The organism is Fibrobacter sp. UWS1, from assembly GCF_002300445.1.
Lineage (GTDB): Bacteria > Fibrobacterota > Fibrobacteria > Fibrobacterales > Fibrobacteraceae > Hallerella > Hallerella intestinalis.
Genome location: NZ_NSGW01000001.1, coordinates 1,114,775 through 1,138,364 on the forward strand (window position 1 = coordinate 1,114,775; position 23,590 = coordinate 1,138,364).

Sequence of the window (23,590 nt, forward strand, 5' to 3'; positions counted from 1 at the left end):
CTCCGTGCGGGTCGGGCTATATTGCAAGGCAACCCGTGCGCACCTTCGGCACACCCGCGTTGCTCTTGCAACGGAGCCTCGCTCCCAAGAACCGTAACACAAGACAGCCGCGAGTCTCGGCCCCAAGGGGTCACTATCCCTAACGCGAAAATGCAAATTTCACTGTGTTTCATCTAGTAATAAAAGACCCGCAAGCCCAAACACACACAAATTTTCATACAAATGCTGCAATTTTTTGTACGTTTTAGAAATTCTTGCAATAATTTCAAAGGGGCAGCTTCATCGCATTTATCGTATCGCCGCCATGTTTAGTAACCCGCGGTCGAATTAGTATTTTTACAGGTCTTTGTGTAAAAGCCCTATCCGTAGCTTTGTTTGCCCATAAATAGGCCTCACCGGAAGTCAACGATGACATTGCCGTAGGTGTCAGCGTTTGCAAAGCAGCAATAGCTTTTTGAACATGTTTTACCCACGCAAGCGAACTAAACTTATGCATAATCACAATAGAACTAAGCTCTATAATCTCACTCGGCAAGCTCATCGGATCTTGGCTAGCAATCATGATTGACACACCCTTATGCCGCATTTCACGAATTGCTGTGGTAATCGAATCAACAAGTTCCTTGTCATTCATAAAAAAATACAGACTTTTGCAGATAGCCCTAAATTAGGTAATGCTTTAGCTCTCCATTGGAACATCACGATCATTTAATTAACAATCATTTCTCTTATCTAAACTTCCACACCTCATACCCTTGCCGTTTTGCAGAATCGTATACGGGTTGCATATTCTTTCTCAAAATATTGACAAACTGTTCTTCGCTATTTTCGGGTTTAAACAGTTCAGTTTCAGCCCATATCGAATGAATGTTATCCCGATAGCATTTTTCAAATCGTTCACGAACAAATTCATCATTCCACATTAAGCAATACATTTCATATTGATTTTGCGCAAAACGTTTAAAAAACTCCCAAGGTGGCAAACGGTTGTTCTTCGAAGAATTGAGCGATGGCTCCATCGGAAGCAAGTTCCACAGTTCATCATTCATTACAAATGACCAAGGGATAAAATGGTCTATGTCGTAATTCGATTTATCAAGAGGCTTGTTTGTATAGATGTCTAAAACTGTTTCTCGTTCTAATACTATTTCCCATAGTTCACGAACATACTTAAGTTTTCGAGTATTCGCATCCGTCGGAAAAAGTTTATACACAATTCCGGGAACCTCGGGATTATTGATTTGTAACCACTTGGATTTTTCATATTGTATCCATCCCAGAAGCGCAACCGAATTGTCTTGAATATACTGTTTCCATAAAGGGTTAAAAATAACTGTACGATTCAATTGCGAATTTTCACCAAATATATATGGCAACAAAATACGATTATTCACCGTTTTCGTGTATTCAACGATTGTCGAAACATTGTTCCAATTAATTTTTGCACCGCCGCCCTCTTCGAAACGATTGTAGAAACCAGCCAATGCACGATACGGCACGTGTTTGGTCAAAGCTTCTTTGTACTTTTTTATATCGGCATGGTATTGCCCGATGGCGTTTTTAATTTCAACTTTAGACGCATTCGAGGACAATCCGCTTTTTGCAGCCAGTTCAACAACAGCAAGTTCCAAAGAATCTCGAAATTCACCTTTCAGCATCCCGCTCAAATGAATATGATATTCCAGCACCGTGTACCAAGCATTGGCAATCATCTCGTTAATGATTGCATCAAACGTCACCTGAACAACGTCTTCGTCAACAATCTTGACGAGCGCTTCAAGCCAATAAAACTTATAGCAATAACTTGGATTCTTCATCATGAGTGAAAAACACTCAACATCAAGCTGGTTGCAATAGTTAGAATCTAAATTCAGTGCGCAACTTTGCGGGAAAGAATTGAGTTCATCCATTTTTCTTCACTCCTATTTGACCGAACATCCATTGAAATCCAATATTCTCTACAGACAAGTTCGGGAACTTCCGCAAGCATTTCAAATAAACATTTTTCAGTGAAATCGGTGAAAAATCTGCCATTGCGTTCGCCAGAGAAATCACCATATTTGAATGACGTATAAATCACGCCATCTTTTTTCAGAGCATCAGCCATTTTGTGCAATACAACCAGTAATTCGTCCCATGGTAAATGGAGAATCGATGCGCACGCCCAAATTCCGTCATATTTATCCTTAGCGACAAGTTCATCAAAGAACATGTGTTTGACAGTAATACCCGTATAACGGCGAGCGATTCGGCAGAGGCTCTCGGAACCATCCATTGCATCCACAAAGAATCCTTTGCTCAAGAAATATTTCGTGTCGCGTCCTGAGCCGCATCCGAAATCTAGTATTTTCGCATACGGCGGCAGATACTCCAAAAATTTTTTCTGTGTAGCAGAAAAATCTACACCGACGGTATCCGCAGAATACTCTGCAGCGTTCTTATCGTAGTAATCGATGGTGACATTCATTTTCTGGCAATTTGTACAAATAAAAAACTGAAAGAAACGTAAAAAATTTCCCGGGTCTTAGGGGGCGAGCCCCCTAGGCGAGGGGGTGCGCGAAAGACCCGGGAGGGGCTGTAGCCAGGGGGAGGCCTCCCCCACCAAAAAAGCGACGTCCGATTCTAGGATCCACCGTTTTTGACTATAGTTCCTTTGCTTCAAAAACCAGTTCAAAAGCATCACGGAAAATGGAACTTTTACCGGACAGTAAAAGTAATCTACAAAAAGGCGATACTCTTTTCAAAGTGCATTCCGCCAGAGTGAAATGAAATGTACAAGGGCGTTTCCGGACTTTATCAGAGAGACAGCACAAATCCTACAGCACGCCGAATAGGGCGTTCAGGCGATTTGCGGGGATAATGCGGTCGCTTTTCTTGCTTGCATTTTCGAGCATCTTTTCCACCTTGTTTTCAAGCGCCACGTTGATAAGGCGGTCGGCGTTCAATCCGCGCAGGGTAAAAAAGAGGAACGGATTTTCGTCCAGACGCTTGCCGATACCGTACATGACGGCGGCCACGTGCTTGCACATGATAGCCCAATCGGGGCAATTGCAGTTGAAACTGATGGCCCTGGGGCTCGGGAAAAGTCCATCCTTGCCGATAAACATTTCCTGGAGTTCATCGGGGAACTTTCCGTTAATGAGGGTTTCCATGCTCTCGATTTTGTTGCCGCACTTTTCGACCATGCGGTCGCATTCCTCTACCGTCAAGGGGCTAATTTTGATTTCCACCTTGTACGGCGTGGCCTTGGAACCTTGCACGCGGGCAAGCACCTTGCCAGCCTTGATTTGCAGGTCGATAACGGTTCCTGCCCGCACATAGCGTTTGCCTCGATCAATACGGCTTGCGAAATCGGCATACTGTTCCAGATTCGCACACCAGGCGCGGCCCCACCAACTTTTGCAATATTCGCGATCGCGGCACGGAGCAACCGGTTCCAGCACACGTCCCTTCTTTTCGGCGTTGCTCTCGCTTTTTTCGATTCGGCGGCGAAGTTCCTCGATGGTGGGCTGAGAGAACTGCATAAAGCTGTTGTTCCAGTACATCTTCATCGGTTAGGCCTCCAATCGCATCAGGTTCAGAATTTCGGCGTTGCTCATTTCGGTAATCCAGTTTTCGCCTCCGGAACCGATTACATTTGCCGCCAATTCTTTCTTGCTTTCAATCATCGCGTCAATTTTTTCTTCGATGGTCTTTTCGGAAACAAACTTGTGAACAACCACATTCTTCTTTTGACCGATTCTAAACGCTCGGTCGGTAGCCTGGTTTTCGACTGCCGGATTCCACCAGCGGTCAAAATGAATGACGTGGTTTGCGGCAGTCAAATTGAGGCCGGTGCCTCCCGCCTTTACCGAAAGCACCATATAGGGAACATAGTTTTCAGAGTTGAATTCCTTGACCATCTCGGTTCGTTGCGCAGGTTTTACGCCACCGTGCAGCACAAGGCCCTTTCCATGGAAAATAGTTTCGAGGTATTTGGAAAGTTTGTCTGTAATTTCCTTGTACTGCGTAAAGATAAGCACCCGTTCGCGCTTTTCGTAAATGGTTTCGCAAATGTCCCTAAGCATTTGGAACTTTCCGCTTTCCTTGGGGTCGAAAGTATTTTGTCCCAAATACTGGTCGGGGTGATTGCAAATCTGCTTGAGTTTCGTAATTGCAGAAAGGATTAGCCCGCGACGTTTCATGCCGTCGGAATTCTCGATGGCAAAAGCCAAATCGTCCACTTGCTTTTTGTAGAGGACCACCTGTTTCTTGGAAAGTCCCACATGTTCCACTTGTTCCAATTTTTCGGGCAAATCCGATATGATGGACTTGTCCGTCTTGACACGGCGAAGAATGAAGGGCGTAAGCATGTTGCGCAATTTCTGGTAGCCTTCCCGGTCGGTTTCCAAGTTGTTCGAAAATTCCTTGAACTCGTTGGACGTTCCGAGGATGCCCTTGTTCAAAAAGTCAAAAAGCGACCAGAGGTTTGTAAGGTCGTTCTCTATGGGTGTGCCGGTCATGGCAATCTTGTGCCGCGCCTGGATTTTCTTGAGAGTCCGGGTCTGTTTGGTAAGCGGATTCTTGATAGCCTGGGCTTCGTCCAGAATCAGGCTGTCCCAAATTATTTTCTGCAGGCTTTCCATGCGCACGGCCATGCCGTAAGTCGTGATGTTCAAAAAATGCCTGTTGGCCTTGATTTCCTTTTCCAGTTCCGCCTGCGGGCGACCATGCAGAATGTTGTAATCTAGCCCTGGAGCGAATTTTTCAAGTTCGTTTTTCCAGTTTCCTAAAAGAGAGGCGGGAACGACCAAGAGCACGCGGGTTCTTTTAGACTTTGTACGCATTTTTTCGAGCAAAGTGATAATCTGCAAAGTTTTCCCTAGGCCCATGTCGTCGGCAAGGCAGGCCCCGAATCCCAGTTTTTGCATGTACAAAAGCCAGTTGAATCCCGTTTCCTGGTAAGGGCGGAGCGTCGCATGGATATTTTCAGGAACTTTTTCCTTGGATAGTGTTACCGGCTTTCGGAGCGCCGTGAGCATATCGTTTAGCCACTTGCCGTTGGTGACCTTCACCCCCACATCTGGCGAAATGGAGCCGTTCATTCCCGTTTGCGCACGGAGAGCTTCCAAGAGCGTCATTTCGGAACGCTGACTTTCCATATCTTCAAGCAAGCGCTTTAAACGGGCATGATTCACTTCAACCCAACGGCCCTTCAAGTACGCAAGTCCCTCGGTCTGTTTGAGCAAATTCAAAATGTCCGTCTTTGTAAGCGGAACGCCACCGACCGAAAGCGTGGGCACCACCGAAACGATTGTATCGAACCCAAGAAACGAAGCCTTCTTTCCGCCAAGGGTCAGTTCCATAGAAACGCTGGCGTATTGCTTTTTCCACCAGTTGGGAACGCGACAGAGAATCCCCTTTTCCTCGATTTGGGGGACCTGTTTCAAAAACTCGTAAGCCTCGGAAGAACTCATGTAAAGCGGATGGAAAAGTTCCCCGGACTCCATGAAGCCCGAAATGAGCGGCGAAATTTCGGCGACCTTGTTCAGGCAAGAAAGCATCGCGACAAGGGGCCCCCGCCTGTTCTTAAATTCCGTCAGGGCGTATGACAGCGGCAAATGCCTTACAAGCCCCGATTTGTCGCAAGTCGCGTAAGTCGCAACGAAAGCGAAGGGGTGCGCCTCCTCTTTGCTTTCAACCAGATGGAAAAATATGCGTTCGGGAACACGGAGGCTCTGGCTCTTTTCGGTCAGATACAGTTGGACCGTCCCCTTGTAATTCTGAATTTCAGCGGCAAAAATTCCGTTCAGTCTCTCGAGATTCTTTTCAATCCATTCCCTATTGACATTTTCCGTTCCGGGACCAAACGGCACAGAGCGCAAGATGCCTTCGGTAGTATCGTCGGAAAGCCGGACTTTCGCCTTTTCACGGAGCAATTCGATTTCGGGCAAATCCGTAAGCGCCGCATAAAATTTCGATGAAAATTCCCGCAAAAAAGAAAGCGAAGGACTTTCGGCTTTATCGCCTTCATCAAAACCTATCTGGTAAAGCGCATTGTACCTGCCATCCAAAAAACTGTCACGAAGTTTCTTTTCTGCTTCAAGGATTTCCGCGTTGGGATTATCTACAACAAAGGAATCCTCAGTAAAAATAAACTGAAGTTTGCTTTCCGACATAAGAATTCAACTGATTTTAAGAGGTTCAAATTTTTCCGTCTGTATCTACTTTTATACCGCACCACGCCCTTCTCGATGCCTATTTTCAACCGCCATAAAGCCCGCGTTGTAGCAAGCATTCAAGTACCGGGAGCTAGGATTTTCAAAAACGACGATCATATTCATAGCTCAAATATAGAAAACGCCGCCGAACCCCTGGAGTTTTTTTCTGGATTATCTTAAATCCGTTGCATTGGCGATGAAAACTCGCGAAGATATACCAAGAGATATTAAAACCTCATACGGATGCAATTCCTCGTAAGTCATTTGCGGATTTTCATAGAAGGCTGTCCATTGGTTCTGTATGGCGCGGGCCAAGTAGCGATAGGCCGCCCTTTTTTCGAGGCTGTCGGGAATTTCCGAATTGTGCATTATGATCGTTGACGTAAATCGCGGACAAGATGGCGATCGGGGTTTTAGGGGTGTCCCCTAGGAGAGGGGGTGTGCGGAAGACCCGGTGACAATCTCAACGTTCGGAAATAAAGCACCGGGGCTGTAGCCAGGGGGAGACTGCCCCCACCCAAAAAATCCAAGAATTTCCGGGGCGATTAAGTCCCCGAAATCCCGACAGATAAATTTGGAGAAGGAATTCAGAATTTTCTAAAAACGCATCAGGCCTTTTCTACCGGCACTTGAATTTCCGTGCGATAGGCGGACTCGCCCTCTTTGTTCCAAGGACCGTCCAAGTAGCAAAAGCGTGGTAAATCAACTATCCTGTAACCGTTCTTTTCGATATACTCGACAAGAGCGCCCATCGATTGCTGGAACAGATGATAGCTGCCGATGTGCTCTATACATACAGCGGTTTTTACTTCGGCGACGCGTTTGCATTTTAAAATCGGCGAATCCGCAAAGGGAGCGTCCACCGCTTCGCAATACTCCACATCAATATCCGTTTCCCGATGTTCCGGATCGTGTTCAACGGTATAGCAATGAGGGTAATTGTTGCATGTGCACCCGCAACGCACCATTTCCGGCCCAATGACATTGCAGCACAAATCGCTCAATTCGTCGTAATTCTTCAGGACTTTTCGGAAGCTGGCGACGATCATTGCCGGCAAAGTTTTCGTAGAAATTTTTTTCATGGAGATTCCTTTTCGGAGGTGCTTTTCCAATTCCAATAGTTCGCGGAGCTGCCAATCCAAAAGAGCTTTTTCGCGCTCGCATTCCTGAATTTTTTCTAGGATTTTTTCCGACGAAGGCGTCGCCGCGTTTCTCTCGAACATTTCGCGAATTTCCTCTAAAGAGAATCGCAATTTTTTCAAGTAGAGAATCGCGGAAACTTTCTGGAATTGGGAGGCGTCGTAATAGCGATAGCCTGTCCAATCGTCCACTTCGTGGGGTTTCAGAAGCCCGATTTCATCGTAATGGCGCAGCGTTTTTACCGAAATCCGATTGAGTTTTGAAAATTCTCCGATTTTGAATTTGTTGTTGTTCACTTTGTATCCTTTTCGCGAAACGGTTACGATGTAAAGATACACCATGCCCTAAGGGACGAGTCAAGAGGGAAAATGACTTTTTTTGAAACTTTCCGTAAAATTTGGCAAGGACCGCCCCTTTTTCCATTTATCCTCCGCCACTTTTAAAAGCAAAACAACAGGAAGGCCGTTTTGCCTATGAACGCATTTTAGACAAAAATTTCTTCTGTTCACGCTGCTTGAAGACATTTAAAAGATTCTTTACGACAAAAACACGGCGGAGAATGAAAATAGTTTTCGCAATCGTATCATAAAAATTTTGATATTTTTAATAATTTTTCAAAAATATGCAAATTTTTCCATTTTAAGCATTTTTTGTATCATAAAACATTTGCCTTTTGAAATAAAAATGGCTATATTCATCTTGATGAAACCGGTAATGCACTATACGGATTTTCGCCTTTTTCTCCAGGACTTCTACGCCGAGCGCAAGCCCTATGGATTTTCCTATCGCGAATTTTCCCGCCTTGCCGGTTACAGTTCCCCGGTTTTTATAAAACTTGTGATGGAAGGCAAAGCCAATCTTTCCGAAGCGGGAACAGAACGCGTTGCCCATGCGACAGGCCTTATCGGAAAAGACGTGGAATACTTCCGCGCTTTAGTCGCCATGAATCAAAGCAAGGACGCTTCACAAAAAAAAGCCAAGTTCAAAGTTCTGCGGGAAATCGCCAAGTCAAATAAAATCAAAATCGTCGGCGAAGAGCAATACGACTATTACGAATCCTGGCTGTCCCCGGTTCTTCGAGAAGCTCTTCCGCAAATGCCATCAGCTAAAATTCCTGAAATCGCAGACAAATTAACTTTCAAGAAATCCTCAACCGAAATCCGAAAAGCCATTCGTATTTTAACCGAAGCGGGATTTTTAACCCAAAAAGACAATCGCTTCACACAAACGGACCGACAAATTTCCACAGGCAATCTGGAAATCCCGTCCCTAGCAGTGCGCGATATGCACCGCCAAATGGGAGAACTCGCCGTTCAATCTCTGGACGCCGTTCCTGTTCAAGAGCGAGACATTTCGGGATTGACTCTGGGCATTCCCGAATCCGCATTGACCAGAATCCGAAACGAAATTGCCGACTTTCGCAGGCGCATCACCAACATCGCCACCGAAAGCGCCACGACAGATAGGGTTTACCGCCTCAACATCCAATTTTTTCCGCTGACGCATAAACTTTCTACAGCCGAGGAGGGCTCGCCATGAAAAAGCAAAAATTTTTCAAAACGCTCCTCTCCGTTCTCGCTGTTCTTTTTTTCATTTCCTGCTCTACAGATGTCGCAGGTGGCAGCTCCGAAGAAACCAACACGATCGCCGGCATTTTAAAATTTCCTAACGGAACTGCTGCGGCTCATGCCGCCATACAAATGCAATCCATCACCGGCAACAACTCGACGATTTTCTCGGACACAACGGACCGCACCGGAAATTTTTCGATGACGGTCAAAGAAAGAGGACTCTACGGCATCAGCGCCATCGCCGACAGTTTCGCCTTTTACGATACGGTTTCCCTAAACGGGCACTCCATTCGTCGGGAAGCGAGTCTCTCCAAAACCTTCGACATTTCGGGACACGTCTATTTACGAGAGCAAATTCCCGCCGGGCAAACGGTCGTACAAATTCCGGGTTCCCCATGGCTCACTCGCACGGACAGCAGCGGCTATTTTATTCTGACGGACGTTCCCCAATCTTCCCTATCGATTGCGGTAAACTCCCCCGACAAAAGTTTTGTTCTCAATCAGGAATACGCCATTCCGGCGGACACGGCAAATACGCAACCCCAGTCTTCTTACTCCTGGATTTTGCCGCTTTCAACAGAATATCAAATCGCCGGCTATTGGACTTTTGATTATTTGGCAAGCGATAATTCCATTAGCGATATTCGCAGCATCTCGGGCAAAGCTTTGCTCTACGGCAATGCGGAAATTTCTCAGGGACGTAACAGCGGAAACGCTTTAAAACTAAATGATGCCGGGGATTTCGCCGTCATTGAAAACGACAACGGCGTTCTGGATAGCGCACAAGCTTTCAGCATCGAAACGTGGGTAAACATCGACGACTTCAAAGCGGAAAACGCCGCAATTAAAAATATCGTCGGCAAACTCGGATTCCAGGGAAACGCCGTATTCAGCGTAGCTCTAGTGCAAGACACCTGCAATATCAGCGGATCCGCCTTCGCGTTCTTTATGGCTTCGGGGAACGGAGATTCCCTGCTTTGCAAGAATGCGGCCATTTCCACAATGCCTGTTCAAAACAATATCTGGTACTATCTCGCCGCCTCCTGGAATGGCGACTCCACAAATCTTTTTATCAACGGAAAACAAGTCGCTTCTGCTCCGACTCCATTTGCCACTCTTTCCGCCCCGAGCAGCATCCCCATTTATTTTGGCAAAGAAAATCTTTCCCTTCGCATCGATGACGTTCGATTGTCCACGGCGGCATTAGAAAGCATCGATGTTTCACACCGTTATAAAGAATAGGAGGTCCGTATGAAAAGCGAAAAATCCGCATTTTGCGAAATCAACGTTCACGGGCGTCTGCTCGCCGCCAATCAAAAATTTTGCAGCCTCTTCGGTTACAAGGCTCAAGAAGTGGAATGGCATTATATTCGGGACATCTTCCGATACAGCAAAGACTGGACGGCATTCATCCATAAAGCGACATCCAAAGCCGCCCATTACATTGTACGCCTCAAAAATCGCAAGGGGCGCAGTTTTATGGCAAGCATTTCTAGGGATGCCATCGAAATCAATGGAAAAATCGTCTATCGCAATACATTTCAAAAAATCAAGGACTCCGCAGAAAATCCAGCGAAGGATTGTTCTCTTACCGAGCAAGAGCTTTACGAACCTCAAGCCAGCATTGCCCTATAAAGTTTACTGCTAACTCCCATCAACGAATCGGCCTTTCTCAAGAACCAGAGCAAAGGCCGATTTTTTTGCCGTTTAAAACCATCAAGCGCTCGCGTTCTCCCGCCCAATCCCAACGAGAAAATTCTGATTTTTTATCTTTGTGCAAAAACGAGGATTTTACATGGCCAAGAAAGACGGCAAAAAAATGATGTGGGACGGTCGCTTTGATTGCGGCATGGCTCAAAGCATGATAGATCTCAGCTTCAGTCTGGATTTCGACAAGGAACTTTTGGAAGAGGATATTCAAGGCTCTCTCGGACACGGAAAAGGTCTGGTTGAATCCGGCGTTTTGAGCAAAGCGGATTATGCAAAAATCAGCAAAGGATTGAAATCCATCCTCGCCGACATTCGTGCAGGGAAAAATCTTTGGCTGCCGACAGACGAAGATGTTCACATGGCGGTAGAGCGGGTTCTGACAGAACGCATCGGCGACCTCGGCAAAAAAATCCACACGGGCAGAAGCCGCAATGACCAAGTATCCACGGATTTCAAACTTTATATGCGCCATCGGGCAACAGAAATTCGCGCACTAGTCGTGGAACTGCAAAAGACCGTTCTCGCTGTTTCTAAAAAGAATTTCGGCAAACTGATGCCCGGCTACACGCACCTGCAACAAGCTCAACCGATTCTCTTCAGCCATTACCTGATGAGTCTTTTCTTTGCGCTTTCTCGCGATGTGAAACGCCTAGACAATTTTTTACAGCTCCATGTGGAATTGCCTCTAGGCAGCGGAGCCATGGCCGGATCCGCATTCCCCTACCAGCGTTCTCTTGTCGCCAAAGAACTCGGATTTGAACGACCCAGTGCCAACAGCATTGATGCCGTCAGCCATCGCGACATGGCTTTGGAATTTTTGAGCGACCTCGCCATTATCGCCAATACCCTCAGCCGCTACGCCGAAGATTTTGTGATTTGGAGTTCGAGCGAATTCGGCTACCTGAATCTTTCGGACGCCTTCTCCAGCGGGTCTTCCATGATGCCGCAAAAAAAGAATCCGGACTCGATGGAACTCATCCGCGGGAAATCGGGACGCACCCTTGGCAATTTCAGCGCCCTATTCACCTTGGTAAAAGGCGCACCACTTTCTTACAGTCGCGACTTGCAAGAAGACAAGCAACCCGTATTCGACAGCGTTCACACCGTCAATGTAATCCTGCGCGTCATGAACGAGGCCATTGCCACCGCCAAATGGAATTTTGAAAATATGGAAGACAGGATGCTCCCCGCCCTGCTGGCCACGGACCTTGCCGACATTCTGGTCGAAGACGGCATTCCCTTCCGGGACGCCCACCGCATTGTCGGCAGTTTGGTTGGCGAAGCGGCAAAACTCGGAAAGCAGTTTACGGACTTGCCCGATGAAGAATGGGCCGCGAAAGGCGTTCCCAATCCGAAGAGCGTTAAAAAGCGGCTGACGTTCGCTTATTCCGTGAGCAAACGAAACATCGAAGGCGGAACCGGTTTGAACTCGGTAAAGGAAGAATTCAAAAAAGCGGAAACGATTTTGAAAAAAGAATAGACGGAAATTTTCGGGACCAGCCATTGGCTGGTCTTTTTTATGAATTATTCAAATACACCAGAATCATCAAAAAGTTCTGCCATATATATTTCAACAATTTTTTCAGCAAGCGATTTGGAAATTGCCGACATAGAATCCCCTTCCGAATTTGCGGTCAACTTAAATGCAATTTTACCGGATTTTACATCTTTTAAAATAATTTCAAAACTTATTTGTGGGGAAGAAACTGGGGAAAAAACATTTCCTATTTGGACATAACTGGTCTCTTTAGAAGAAGAAATAACCTCAACGGACAACAACGCATCAATTTTATTTGGCTCTGTTCGCCCATTGTATTGCTCGACCCCGTCGCATTGCGACGGGTAGGGCGTAGATTGAACAGAACATTTCATCAGGAAAGACTTGAACAGCCCCGCTGCTGCGGGGCTGTTCCTTTTTCAACAGATTTCAGACGGTAGTGAATACGACCGGACATGTTTTTCATGCAAGAGCAGGCATCGGGAAAGCCTACGCGGCAACGGGGATGGCGGGGCGGAGCATATAGGAGCGCTTCGTGCCCGAGTAACGGGCGCGTGCGTTGTGCCTTTGCCAGACTTTCTCGAGGAAGTCGTCGTCTCCCTCGGCAATGTGCGTCAGGTTGAACCATACGAGATAGTTGTTCAGGTATTTCGTGGCGACACCGGTAAAGTGGCCGATGAACTTTTTCAGGCGGCTGTGGTAGGAGTTCACTCGCTGGATGTTGAATGCCCCTTTGACGTGCTTCCCGGAGTCTATCTGGACCAGTTCCAGGCCGTTCCTGTCGGCGAAGTCGACGTAGGCCGAGTTCTTGTCGGTGCAGAGGACGGAACCCTCGGATATGCGGCCGTCCAGCAGCCGCGATATGTCGGCGCACGACGCCTTTCCGAGGTTGGTTATGGAGGCGATGGAGAGCCCGCTTCCGTTCACCGCGCATTCGACGCACACCTTCTCGCTTGAAAGGCCTCTCTTCGAGGCGGGCGTGCCGCGGTGGTGCGGCATCCTCGGCAACGTGAAACGGACAGACCTGCTGTGGTTCCCCTTGAAGGATATGGCGAAGAAGGTCCCGTCAGCCTGGGCCACGCCGTCAAGGGTTACCGAATCCTGCATGCTCTGCAGCGCGTCAAGAATCTTGTGCCTCATGTAGAAGGCGTTCGCGACGCCCATGCCGCAGCTTCCGGCGGTCTCGCGCACGAACATGCCCCGCATCATGCAGTGGACGTATTGCAGGTAGGTCGATAGCGGCTTCTTGGCCGAACGGAACACGGTTCCCGTGGACGCACCGAAGGTCTTCCCGCAGTCCTTGCAGAGATAGCGCTGCTTGCCGTCCTTGTGGCCGTTCCGCTTCACGCTCTCCGAGCCGCAGTGGACGCAGCAGGGTATCTTGCCCCCGAAACGAAGTTCGGTGAGGAACGAGTCGATGTCGCCTGCCCCCGGTATGTCGACCGAGTCGAGCACCTTCCTGCCGTAGACCAGGCGGGCGAAAACCTTCCGCTCGGCCGGGGAGAGTTCCCTGTACATTTGGTATACTACGTTGACGGTTGCCATTCTTGTTCCTCACGAACAAATATAGAGACCCCACAATGTCATTTTATGACAGATTTAAGGAGTTTAGCAACACTTTGGGAGAACAGAGCCTTTTATTTTTCCTCATTATTTTGACAAATTCTTTTTTGGTATAATTTTTTATCGGAGATGCAATTGATATCACTGGGATTGCATCTATTTTTTCCGAATCAAAAGAATTTGCCAAATCATATTCAAGTATTTTCCGAAATGCAATATCGCGAACATTTCCCAAGACCGCTATTTTTTTGTACAAACTAAAATCAACGTTAGGATTTGAAAATCCGCTAATTTCCGTTGTAGCACAACCGATGACACACATGAAACAAAACAGCCAACACAGTCTTTTCATTTTATATGACGCCGCTTAGCGTTTCTACCTCCGCTTTCTCGCCGCAGGAGCCAAACGCTCCGTAATTTTAGAAAGGGAGTTGTAGAGTTCCAAAAAGTCTTCCACCCAAATGGCGTCACGCTCTCCCACCAAAGAAAGAGCATTTTCCAGAGTTCGCTCCGAATTATACAAACCGACCACAGCACCCGTAGGCAAACGCCCAAATGCCGTCGATTGTCGACTATAAAGCAGCATTGCGGCGCGAGCCCGGTAAGAACGGCGCAATCGAGCAATCAGCAGATTTCGCAACGAAAAAAGTTCCGAATAAGTGCCGTCCAAATTTCCTTCGGCAAACCGTTTTTTCGCCAGCTCCATACTTTTAGAAAATGAAATTCTTTCCGCCACCGGAATCAAGTGATTTTTTGCGGTAATTTTCGCCTGCAAAGCATCCAGCAACTTTTGAACAAAATCCGCATTCCAAATGGAAATTTTAGCGGGTTCAGGTTTGGCCGTCCGATCCAGTTCCCGTTCATGCTCCTCGACCCAGCGATTTAAACGCCACAACAATTCCTGCGCTTCTCCCGATTTTTCCAGCGTTAGGTATTCCGCAATTCGCGAAAGAGAAAAATCCGCATAAACCAAACGCCAATAAGGCAGACGTTCCTTTTTGCGAAGATCGTCCACCCTATTTTTCAAAGCTGCATATTCGGCTAAAACGGTTTCGCTCATTCCTGCGGAACCTCAAAAGTATTGGAGCGGCGAATCGGAGTCACGCCTATTTCTACGCGGCGATTCAGGCTGCGATTTTTTTCGCTGGTATTCGGCACTCGCGGATGGTTTTCGCCAAAGCCTGCGGCAAATACGCGTTCAGCGGGAAAGCCTTGTCGAATCAAAGCCTTTACCACATTGACGGCGCGTTCCGTCGAAAGATTCCAGTTGGTGTAAGTCGGCGAATTGGTCGGCGTATCGTCGGTAAATCCGGAAACCATAATGGCATCGCCCGTGTCCAGCACATCTTGCAAGCCCGCGCCAATGGAACTGATGACGTTTTCCCCTTCGCTGGTCAAGTCCGCTCCATTTCGCGGAAACAAAACCGAAGTCTGGATTAAAATGTTTCCGTTTTCAAGAGCGATGATTCCCTTTTCCAACGGAGCCTTTAAACTTTGAGAAAGCAGGGCGTTCCGTTCTTTGGCAACCCGACGCATCTCTTCTTGGCAGCTAACCACTTCTTGTTCCGTTCGGGTCAAAGCTTCGGCTTTTTTTTCTTTCATCGTCGTCATGGCGACAAAGGCCAGAATAAACAACGCCAACAGACCCGCCGTCAAATCGGTAAAAACAAGCCAGTGTTTTTCTTCACTCGGTTTACGCATGAATTACTCAGCCTTCTTTGCGGGAGTCTTTTGAACCTGATCCAAAATTTCCAACAAGATTTCCTGCGTTTTAAGGGCGTTTTCAAGCAGCACTTCGCCGGAGCGTTCCTGGAAGGATTGCAACGACGCGTTCAACTGTTCGATAAAATTCTGTTCGTTTTCCCGTTCGGGAATATCGCCAGAAAGTTTCAAAAGAACCGCTTCGATTCCTTTGCCAAACATTTCCAAATTGGCAGCCAATTCCGACTGATTGACGCGCATCAACTTTGCGGTTTCTTCAATTCCCGTTCCCAGCGAATCCGTGGATTCGTTGAGCTTTTGCACCCGGTTTTCAATGCCGGCAATCAAATCCCGCTCGGAAGCCACAAGCGTTTCCGAAGACTTGGCCAGTTCCGTAAACGACGATTGCACTTTTTGGGAAAGATTTTCGATTTCGCGAGTTACCGTTTCGGAAAGCCCGACAGAAGAGTCGTTCGCCCGCGAAGCCACTTCTTCGGCGACGCCATGAAGAATTTCAAGCCCATTCTTTTCAGCTGCCGCCACCTGTTCCATGGATTCCTTCAGGGACTGCATAAACGAACTCCATTGCTGTTCGGAATTTGTCATCTGCTGTTCCAGATGATTTGAAATCGATGTCGCCACGCTGTCAGAAAGATTTGAAATTTCCTTTTCCAATCCATCGACCACTCCCGATTCAATGGAGCGAACGCTCGTGGACAATTTTTGCATTTCTTCGGCAAGCCCTGCCGTAACCTGCGAAAGAGAAGCACAAAGTTCCGCCGAAGCGTTTTTGCCCGACGCAGAAAATTCTTCCAACGTCTTCTTTTGAATAGCGGACAAGTCTTCGGCAGATTTTTGAACAACAGACAGCATGCCTTCCAGCGCCGTTTTCTGTGCTGATGCCAAATCGCCAACAGCCTGTTCGCCAACCTTGGAAACGCTTGCTGCAAAGGAATTTTGCAAGTCCATCAAATTCTGTTTTTGCTGTTGCTGCCATTCCGCGAACGCCTGCTGTTGAGCCGTTTGCAATACATTCATGCTTTCGGCGAGTGCTTGCGTTCGGGAAGCTTCTGCCGATTTCGACGCTTCAATCATTCCGCGGAAATCTTCAGCACGAGCCAAATCCGAAGCTTTCAAAGCATCCATCAGATGACGAATTTCATCCACGGCGGAATTTTGGGTCGGAGCCGTCTTCGGGATCAAATAGAAAAGCGTAAATTCGTCCAATTCGCCAATCAAATCGTCATGTTCCTTTTGGTAGGTCGCATGGACCGCGTTTAGAACGAGAGCCGCCCAAAGCCCACAAAGCGAAGAACCGAAAATGCCCTTCATGCTCGCAAAGATATTCTGGATAATTCCCAGCGTCGTTTCCGAAGTTGCCGAAGCGTCAATGGCTCCTCCTGCCGCATTGATGGAAAGCATCAATCCAAAAAACGTTCCCATCAAGCCGAGCAGCACCACAATCCCGCTGTTGTTTTTGACAAGAGAATCTTCCGCTGCGCTCCAGGTCGATTTTAAAATGGGCAAATCCTGCGCCGTCAAGGAAACACGCCGAGCGACCAAATTCTTCATAAAGCGAATTCTGGCGGACAGCAGACCATCCGCTTGAACGTCGCTTTCAAAAGGCTCCTTGCCGGCATCACACGCCTCCCTGCATTTTTCCACAAGATTCCGTTCCGCTTCCGCAGAGGCAATCCCGCGAAAAATTTTCCACGCCGACATCAGATAGATGACAAAAATCGCCGCCATAATCAGCCAGCCAAAAAGAGGCGCTCCAAAATAAAAAGCGCTCCCTGCGAGAATTATCGCCCCGATTCCAGAAAGAATTAAAGTCCAAAATGATTTTTTCATTTTCATCCCACGGTTTTATGAGTAAAAAGATCCAACTGTCCACGCGAAAATCCACGCAGATACAAAAGCCATTTGTCGCGATACCACTTCCCGATGAAAAGCGCAATGCCCTGAACATAATCGCAGAAATCATCCGTAAAAGCGAGAAAAGCGTTTTCATAGGCGATATTCGACGCATTCGCTCCCACATTTTTAGCACAAGCGCGCATCGTCTGAAAGTGGCGAGCCTTTTCTCTGGCCGGTTTAAATTCCGCCAAAAAACGTTTCCGAGAAATTTCGGTGAGGGATGCCCGGAGCCTCGCGACCAGTTCATATTCGCTCGAACGCAATGCGGCCTCTAAAGAAGGCAGTATCTTGGAAACGGCATCGACGGCGCTTTCCCGATACCACATACGGGAGAGTATATCCTGCATGTGTTCAATCCTTCCCGAAAAATTGACCAGTAATTTTTCCGCATCTCCTTCCATCAAGTGAATCGTCGAATAGTAAAGGGTTTTCAATTTTTCCGCCGGAGCAGAATAAAACCAGCCCGTGTCATCTTTTAAAACATACTGATTCTGCGAAAGCAGACGGGAAATTTCATCCGTTGCAAAACGCTGCATCCACTTCGCCCGAAATTCTTCAAACTTCTGCCGATATTCTTCGAGGATGGCGGGAAAATCTTCCGAAGCCAATTTCCATGCGGCATTCCCGTAGGAAATCATTTCGCTCCCCGACATCATTTCTTCCGGTTTGGATTCCGCTGCGTCCAAATGTTCATAAAGGGCTATCGACCAACGAATATCCATCGACTGCGAAAGGCTTGCCAATTCCGAAATTCGATCCAGGCGAAAACCCAGACCCAACAGGCTCGTGCCCGTCATTCTTCGGATAGCTCGGCGAAATTTTTCGTCCACAGTCAATACCTCTTAAAATTCCGATTCAATCCGTTGCCAGACACTTTTTGAAATTTTGCGGCCCTTGCCGATAAGCTCATCGGATTCCCTGCGAATATCCGCTTCCAAATTATTCGAAACGGCTTTCGGATCGCCATCGAAAGAGGTTCCCGAATACAGATACAGCCCAAAAACGTTGTTATGGATTTTGGTATTGCGAAATCGGACATTTCCCACACCCACCGAAAGCGCAAACCGGTTGCGGACAAATTCGCAACTCGCCAGTTCAAAATGGGGAGAATTTTCAACCCACAGCCCATAGTAATTATTCACAAAAGTGACATTTTCAAAAAGCCCCTGCGAGCGGATGACCGTGTTGCGAAAAGAATTTTCAATGCGCAAATGTTTGACATGAAAATAATTCTCTCCCGTCGAAATATACAGTCCATTCCAGGATTCCGCAGAATCGGCACTCAAAAAAGAAACCGGTTTTTGTGCCGTTCCGGCAATCCGAACCATTCCCCGCAAATAGAGCTTGGCATATTCACTAAAAAAGACCTCTACGCCGGGCTCGATTTCAAGAGTATCGTCCGCACTCAAAACAAAGCCCGTTTCCAATAAATATGGCGATGCGATTGCCTGCAAGGTCACCTTGTGATGCTTCGCTGCCGGAAAAGGCGTCACTCCAAAGGAAAACGCAAAAAAGAGGACAAGGAACAGAAGAGATTTTTTCATTCGCGAAGTCTCCTCAACGAAATTTTTTGAAGTACCCGCAATTCCGGAATCGTGTCGTCCCGACTTCTTTCTATCACGCGAATTTTGCCGTTGATATTCAATTCCCCTTCCAGAATTTTACCCGCATCGATATCAAAAAGAATCGTTCCCGAACCGAGAATAAAATCCGGACTTTCCATAATTTGCGCTTCGTCTTCGCTTTTCTGTTTATAGCGAATGTTCATTTTTAGCTTGGCAATTCGCCCGCCATCCCGATAAAAAACATCGTCCAATTCAAATCTTTTATAAACAATGCTCTGCTTGCCTTTGTCATTGGCAATCACTTGTTGGCGTTCCCAGGAATCGCCCTTGGCCAGCGGACTAGAAGGCAATACCGGCTGTACTTTCATAAAGATGCGACGAATATCCACGTCGCCGATATCCGGCCAGGCAACCATTTCGTCAAAGCGTACGGAACTCATTTCCCCATCGACTCCCATCTTGTATTGCACCGCCTGAGTCTGCAAATACCGACGAATGTGATCGACCTCTTCTACAGACCGATTGTCCGCAAAATACGAAGCGGAATCCACCCGCAACAAAAAGCGTCCCGATCCGTCATCATAAGCCGAAAGTAATTCGGAATGGATGCGGACTTGAACATTGGCCGTCATCGACTGCTGCGCTTCGGCAGAAACCGTATCGGGCAATTCCAAAAAGACCCGCAAAGAACTCCGCAGTTCATAATCTTCCGGCGACGGATTCTGCGTATTAAATCCTAAAGAAACGGAATCTTTACAGGCGATGAACGCCACAGAAATCACGGCTAAAAAAAAGACGGACGCAAAACGATTCATAATCTAAAAATAATTTAAGAGAGCAATTCTTTGGGGAGCTTTGCGCCGGAATCTCCCTTCTTTTGGCGCATTTCCATAAAGAACGCCTTGATAATTCCCAGACATTCCTCGGCTTTGACGCCTCCCGTCACCTGAACTTCGGCATGGAGCGCATTATTTTTTATCACATCAATTGTCGTTCCACAACCGCCGAAACGCGTATCGGGCGAGCCGTACACAATCCGAGAAATCCGACTGTTCAGTATGGCTCCAGCACACATCGGGCAAGGTTCCAAAGTCACATAAAGAGTCGCCCCGGAAAGCCGCCAATTTTCCAAAGCCGAAGAAGCCGCACCGATGGCGATAATTTCCGCATGAGCCGTCGCGTCTTTCAGCGTTTCCACTTGATTGTAACCGCGGGCAATGCAACGACCGTCCTTGACTATCACGCAACCGATAGGAACTTCGCCCAAATCGTACGCCTTTTCCGCTTCCCGTAAAGCGGCGTCCATCCAACGCAAATCTTCTGCATCTGTCATCCAATTTCCTCTTTTTTCATTGTTCGTTTGGGGAACACAAATCGCAAAATAGATACCACCACCAGAGTGGAAACACAAGAAATCACCGGATTCCAAAAGAAACAGAAAACCCCTTCAAATGGCGGATGGTAAGCGGGTATAAATGGAATCGGATTAAAAAGCAAAATGGATGCCATTCCAAAGAGAACGCCGACGATCACCGCTGAAGATGTTAATTTGTGCGAAAAGAAGGCGAGCAGGAACAGGGCCAAAAGCGGACCCGTAAAAAGCCCCGTAAAGAAAAGGGCATTTGAAAGCAACGAACTCTGCATATCCGCAGCAATGAATGCACAAAGCGTGCTGAGTACCGCCCAAAGAATCGTCCACTTTTTTGCCTTAGCCAAAGCCGCCGCATTCTCGGAACGAACGAGTAGAATGTCCTTGACCGTCGTATTGCCCAAGGCGTTGATAGCGCTAGACAAGCTGCTCATCGCTGCCGCATAAATCGCCGCAATCACCAGTCCCGTCGCCCCAGACGGCATCACATGAACAATAAAGTACGGAAAAACGCCATTCAACGGAACGCCTGCAGGAAGTTCTCCTACGCCCGAAACCCGGTAATAAACAAAAAGCCCGGCACCAACCCAAAAGAAAAGAACAGAAACAAACACGCCAAGAATCATGCTGAGAATACTTGACGCATTCGCCGACTTAATGGAATCACAGCTCAAATAACGCTGCACAAATTGCTGGTCACAACCCCGAATCGAAATTTCAATAACGGCATACGCGAGCCCAGCCGAAAGCAAGTTGCGCGCATTAGCCGGATTCCAATTTGAAGCGTCGAAAAATCGGGTTTTGCCCGAAGCAGACGCCAGATTCCACATTTCCGAGAAACCGCCGACACCTTGAGACAAAATATAAAGGGCGATGATGCCGCCGCCAAAAAGCACGGCAAATTGCAGAACATCCGTCCAAATGACCGCCTTGAATCCCCCATACCAAGTATAAATCGTGGCGACGACCGCCGTAACTAAAATGGCCAAATGGATGTCTATTCCTAAAATCGGTGCCAGAACCAACGACGGCGCATACAAAAGAATGCCCATCCGAAGCAGCAAGTGCAGGCTATAAAAGATCGCCGCCAAACGCCGCACAATCGGAGAGAAGCGAACTTCAAAAAGTTCATAAGCACTCGAAATTCCAGAGCGGCGAATCCGAGGAATAAAAACAACGCCGACAACAATAATGGCAATCAACGCCCCGATATTATTCATCAGAAAACTCATATCGGCAGAATAAGCTTCCGCCGGATTTCCGAGAAAAGTCGTTGCGCTCACCGATGTGGCAATTAAACTAATGCCTATAGCGAACCACGGCATAGAACCGCCGCCACGCATATATTCGCCAAATCCTTTGTTGCTTCCCCGGGACGCCCACATACCGACGCCGACAGAAAAGAGAATGTAAAAGACAAGAACAATCCAATCAAGAATCGTGAACATCCGAAGTTCCTTCCGAACCGGCATCCGACTTGACGCTTTCATTCAAATCAAAAGGCCGTTCCTGGTATTCGACAACCCGATTTCTACCGGTTTCCTTGGCGCGGTAAAGAGCGTCATCCGCATAGCGAACGGCCCGACTGATTTCTCCACGGAAACCCTTTTCAGCCAAATAGCAACCGATACTTACAGAAACGGGAATCGGCGCAGTCTGGTGGATATCAAAAGGTGACGAGCAGACCGCCATCCGGATTTGTTCCGCGGTTTCTTTTAAAATCTCTGAAGTCGCTCCGGGAATCGCGACAAAAAATTCTTCCCCGCCATAACGGGCCAAAAGATTTTCACCCTTGTCCGCAACCGATGATATGCGCGCGGCTATTCCTTTGAGAATCGCATCGCCCGCCTGATGCCCATAAGTGTCGTTGATATGCTTAAAATGGTCAATGTCCATCATCATGATGCCCACATTCTTTTCCTGATTGGTCCTGCCCAATTCCAAGATGCGTTCGTCAATCGTGCGACGGTTCAAAAGCCCCGTCAAAGCGTCGTGGTAAATTTCAAACTGTTCGTGTTCAAATTGCATTCCCCGCTGGTAGGCAAAATACGCGATATTCACCATAAAGCGGAGCAAATCCTTTTCCAGCGTTTCAAACTTTTCTTCGCTTCGGCGTTCTAGGCAAATCGCCAATTCCGATGGTTCATTCTGCGCAAAATTTCGCATTGTCATCGAGCAGGGCTGCACAAAAAGATAGTGAAGCATATTGCTTTGCGGTTCATCGTCATTCAACCGAGGAACATATTCCCGGCGATTCAGCACTCGTTCCGTCGGGTAATGGGTTCGCATCGCAAGCGGCAAAATGCCTTTGTCCGAAAGCGAAAAACGGCGTCCTTCAAACCATTTTTCCTCTTCGCCGCGACAAAACGCTACCGTTCCCTGCTCATGTTCCGGATCATCAAACACAAGAATCATGATGCGATCCGAAATAAAATTCTGATTCACATATTCAAAAATTTCCTTATAGGTGTCCTTGAGCAGAGTGGTCGTAAAGAATTTTTGCTGGTAAGCGGCAAGCTCGTAAAATTTCTTCTTTTCCCGATAATTCGCCGCCGACACGTAACTCTTGTAGGAAAGCATATAGAACATCGACGCAAAAGAATCCAAAATCGGGATAATCTCGGGAGTAAAAACATTTTGCTCCAAAGAATCGACAACCAAAGCACCTATGCGCTGCTTTTTCCCGTTGCATAAAGGAACGCCAGCGACAGAGTGCACAGGAAGAAGCGACGAAGACACATAATAGCCGAGGCTTTTTCCATTCGGCAAATTCCCTTCTAAAATCCGATTGGTATCCTGGCGAGAGAGCAGCCCGACGACACCGGCACCGTCTGCGATCAAGCAAAATTTATGGATATAATTTTCCGAATCCGAAGCGAACTGGCGAATCGCGAACGATTTTCCGTCTCCCGTCTTGAAAAAAAGCAGCACCGAATGCGCCTTGGGCAACAAAGTTTTTAAAGCACGCAAAATAGGGCGAAAAACCGAATCCAACTCGTCATCAATCTTTTTCCAGATTTCATTCCCTTTCAGTTTGTCCAAAGAAGAATTTCCCTCACCAGGGTAAGCGGAAAACGTATCCCGAGAAGAGAGAATCGGAGCAATCTGGGTTGCGGCGGGGCGCAAAATACGGCCAACTGTCGTCGCATCGGCAATCGTTGGGCGGCGCAAAATGGGACTCGCCTCCGTCGGACTTTTTCCTCCGGCAACCGGCAAACTCGGTCGATTCAACCAAGCCAAAACGAGAGCCACAAGAGCAAACGGAATAGCAAATAGAAAGAGCCCTCCTTGGAACGCAAGGCCGACTAGCAAACCGGAAACGACATATAAAATATCAGACATAACTTTCACCCACA

At 47.5% G+C, this 23,590-nt stretch carries 22 protein-coding genes and 1 pseudogene; 4 read left to right on the top strand and 19 right to left on the bottom strand.

All coding sequences use genetic code 11. The features are described 5' to 3' along the window. Positions 1 to 265: 265 nt before the first annotated feature. The 7 genes and pseudogenes from BGX14_RS04565 to BGX14_RS04595 all read right to left on the bottom strand — a co-directional run. Positions 266 to 637, bottom strand: a pseudogene (locus BGX14_RS04565) (ATP-binding protein); the annotation flags it as partial. A 91-nt stretch (positions 638 to 728) separates the two neighbouring features. Beyond that, complete coding sequence (locus BGX14_RS04570) at positions 729 to 1,910, bottom strand: HNH endonuclease domain-containing protein (RefSeq protein ID WP_198951151.1); 1,182 nt, start codon at positions 1,908 to 1,910, stop codon at positions 729 to 731. Further along, on the bottom strand, positions 1,871 to 2,467 hold the full coding sequence (locus BGX14_RS04575; RefSeq protein ID WP_073303160.1) for a bifunctional 2-polyprenyl-6-hydroxyphenol methylase/3-demethylubiquinol 3-O-methyltransferase UbiG: 597 nt from the start codon (positions 2,465 to 2,467) through the stop codon (positions 1,871 to 1,873). The genes BGX14_RS04570 and BGX14_RS04575 overlap by 40 nt, the downstream gene beginning before the upstream one ends. Before the next feature lie 349 nt (positions 2,468 to 2,816). Then, positions 2,817 to 3,551: a hypothetical protein gene (locus BGX14_RS04580; RefSeq protein ID WP_073303162.1), complete on the bottom strand. Its 735-nt coding sequence runs from the start codon at positions 3,549 to 3,551 to the stop codon at positions 2,817 to 2,819. Positions 3,552 to 3,554: 3 nt separating this feature from the next. Further along, positions 3,555 to 6,158: a DEAD/DEAH box helicase gene (locus BGX14_RS04585; protein WP_095879198.1), complete on the bottom strand. Its 2,604-nt coding sequence runs from the start codon at positions 6,156 to 6,158 to the stop codon at positions 3,555 to 3,557. Positions 6,159 to 6,371: 213 nt separating this feature from the next. After that, complete coding sequence (locus BGX14_RS04590) at positions 6,372 to 6,569, bottom strand: hypothetical protein (protein WP_073303166.1); 198 nt, start codon at positions 6,567 to 6,569, stop codon at positions 6,372 to 6,374. Between the two features lie 239 nt (positions 6,570 to 6,808). Continuing rightward, the gene (locus tag BGX14_RS04595) at positions 6,809 to 7,636 is read right to left on the bottom strand and encodes a MerR family transcriptional regulator (RefSeq protein WP_198951152.1); all 828 of its coding nucleotides are present in this window, start codon (positions 7,634 to 7,636) and stop codon (positions 6,809 to 6,811) included. Between the two features lie 388 nt (positions 7,637 to 8,024). On the opposite strand from BGX14_RS04595, the gene BGX14_RS04600 reads away from it, so the two are divergent. The 4 genes from BGX14_RS04600 to argH all read left to right on the top strand — a co-directional run bounded on the left by BGX14_RS04600 (position 8,025) and on the right by argH (position 12,101). Continuing rightward, entirely contained in the window at positions 8,025 to 8,879 is an 855-nt protein-coding gene (locus tag BGX14_RS04600; RefSeq protein WP_143394129.1) for a TIGR02147 family protein, read from the top strand. Then, positions 8,876 to 10,153, top strand: a complete 1,278-nt coding sequence (locus tag BGX14_RS04605) for a LamG domain-containing protein (RefSeq protein ID WP_095879200.1) — start codon at positions 8,876 to 8,878, stop codon at positions 10,151 to 10,153. Before BGX14_RS04600 ends, BGX14_RS04605 begins: the two co-directional genes overlap by 4 nt. Positions 10,154 to 10,162: 9 nt before the next feature. Further along, complete coding sequence (locus BGX14_RS04610) at positions 10,163 to 10,546, top strand: PAS domain-containing protein (protein WP_095879201.1); 384 nt, start codon at positions 10,163 to 10,165, stop codon at positions 10,544 to 10,546. A 160-nt stretch (positions 10,547 to 10,706) separates the two neighbouring features. Continuing rightward, on the top strand, positions 10,707 to 12,101 hold the full coding sequence (gene argH / locus BGX14_RS04615; protein ID WP_073303172.1) for an argininosuccinate lyase: 1,395 nt from the start codon (positions 10,707 to 10,709) through the stop codon (positions 12,099 to 12,101). A 44-nt stretch (positions 12,102 to 12,145) separates the two neighbouring features. Here the strand turns inward: argH and BGX14_RS04620 are convergent, their stop codons facing one another. The 12 genes from BGX14_RS04620 to BGX14_RS04675 all read right to left on the bottom strand — a co-directional run bounded on the left by BGX14_RS04620 (position 12,146) and on the right by BGX14_RS04675 (position 23,576). Further along, entirely contained in the window at positions 12,146 to 12,493 is a 348-nt protein-coding gene (locus BGX14_RS04620; RefSeq protein ID WP_095879202.1) for a hypothetical protein, read from the bottom strand. Between the two features lie 115 nt (positions 12,494 to 12,608). Beyond that, positions 12,609 to 13,664, bottom strand: a complete 1,056-nt coding sequence (locus BGX14_RS04625) for an IS1595 family transposase (RefSeq protein ID WP_095879203.1) — start codon at positions 13,662 to 13,664, stop codon at positions 12,609 to 12,611. Positions 13,665 to 13,707: 43 nt separating this feature from the next. Then, positions 13,708 to 14,004, bottom strand: a complete 297-nt coding sequence (locus BGX14_RS04630; protein WP_143394130.1) for a hypothetical protein — start codon at positions 14,002 to 14,004, stop codon at positions 13,708 to 13,710. A 54-nt stretch (positions 14,005 to 14,058) separates the two neighbouring features. After that, positions 14,059 to 14,742 carry a hypothetical protein gene (locus tag BGX14_RS04635; protein ID WP_095879205.1) on the bottom strand — a complete coding sequence of 228 codons (684 nt, stop codon included), beginning with the start codon at positions 14,740 to 14,742 and terminating at the stop codon, positions 14,059 to 14,061. After that, the gene (locus BGX14_RS04640; protein WP_073303178.1) at positions 14,739 to 15,383 is read right to left on the bottom strand and encodes an OmpA family protein; all 645 of its coding nucleotides are present in this window, start codon (positions 15,381 to 15,383) and stop codon (positions 14,739 to 14,741) included. Before BGX14_RS04640 ends, BGX14_RS04635 begins: the two co-directional genes overlap by 4 nt. A 3-nt stretch (positions 15,384 to 15,386) precedes the next feature. Further along, entirely contained in the window at positions 15,387 to 17,234 is a 1,848-nt protein-coding gene (locus BGX14_RS04645) for a hypothetical protein (RefSeq protein ID WP_143394131.1), read from the bottom strand. A 2-nt stretch (positions 17,235 to 17,236) separates the two neighbouring features. Continuing rightward, on the bottom strand, positions 17,237 to 18,130 hold the full coding sequence (locus tag BGX14_RS04650) for a hypothetical protein (protein WP_143394132.1): 894 nt from the start codon (positions 18,128 to 18,130) through the stop codon (positions 17,237 to 17,239). A 12-nt stretch (positions 18,131 to 18,142) separates the two neighbouring features. Continuing rightward, positions 18,143 to 18,844 (bottom strand): right-handed parallel beta-helix repeat-containing protein, encoded by a 702-nt coding sequence (locus tag BGX14_RS04655; RefSeq protein ID WP_073303184.1) that lies wholly within the window; start codon positions 18,842 to 18,844, stop codon positions 18,143 to 18,145. Next, positions 18,841 to 19,680 (bottom strand): hypothetical protein, encoded by an 840-nt coding sequence (locus BGX14_RS04660; RefSeq protein ID WP_095879208.1) that lies wholly within the window; start codon positions 19,678 to 19,680, stop codon positions 18,841 to 18,843. Before BGX14_RS04660 ends, BGX14_RS04655 begins: the two co-directional genes overlap by 4 nt. A gap of 14 nt (positions 19,681 to 19,694) precedes the next feature. Then, positions 19,695 to 20,198, bottom strand: coding sequence for a tRNA adenosine(34) deaminase TadA (tadA, locus tag BGX14_RS04665; protein WP_073303188.1), 504 nt, complete (start codon positions 20,196 to 20,198; stop codon positions 19,695 to 19,697). Further along, positions 20,195 to 21,682, bottom strand: coding sequence for a sodium/solute symporter (locus tag BGX14_RS04670; RefSeq protein WP_095879775.1), 1,488 nt, complete (start codon positions 21,680 to 21,682; stop codon positions 20,195 to 20,197). Before BGX14_RS04670 ends, tadA begins: the two co-directional genes overlap by 4 nt. Continuing rightward, on the bottom strand, positions 21,666 to 23,576 hold the full coding sequence (locus BGX14_RS04675; protein ID WP_073303190.1) for a GGDEF domain-containing protein: 1,911 nt from the start codon (positions 23,574 to 23,576) through the stop codon (positions 21,666 to 21,668). Before BGX14_RS04675 ends, BGX14_RS04670 begins: the two co-directional genes overlap by 17 nt. Between the last annotated feature and the right edge of the window lie 14 nt (positions 23,577 to 23,590).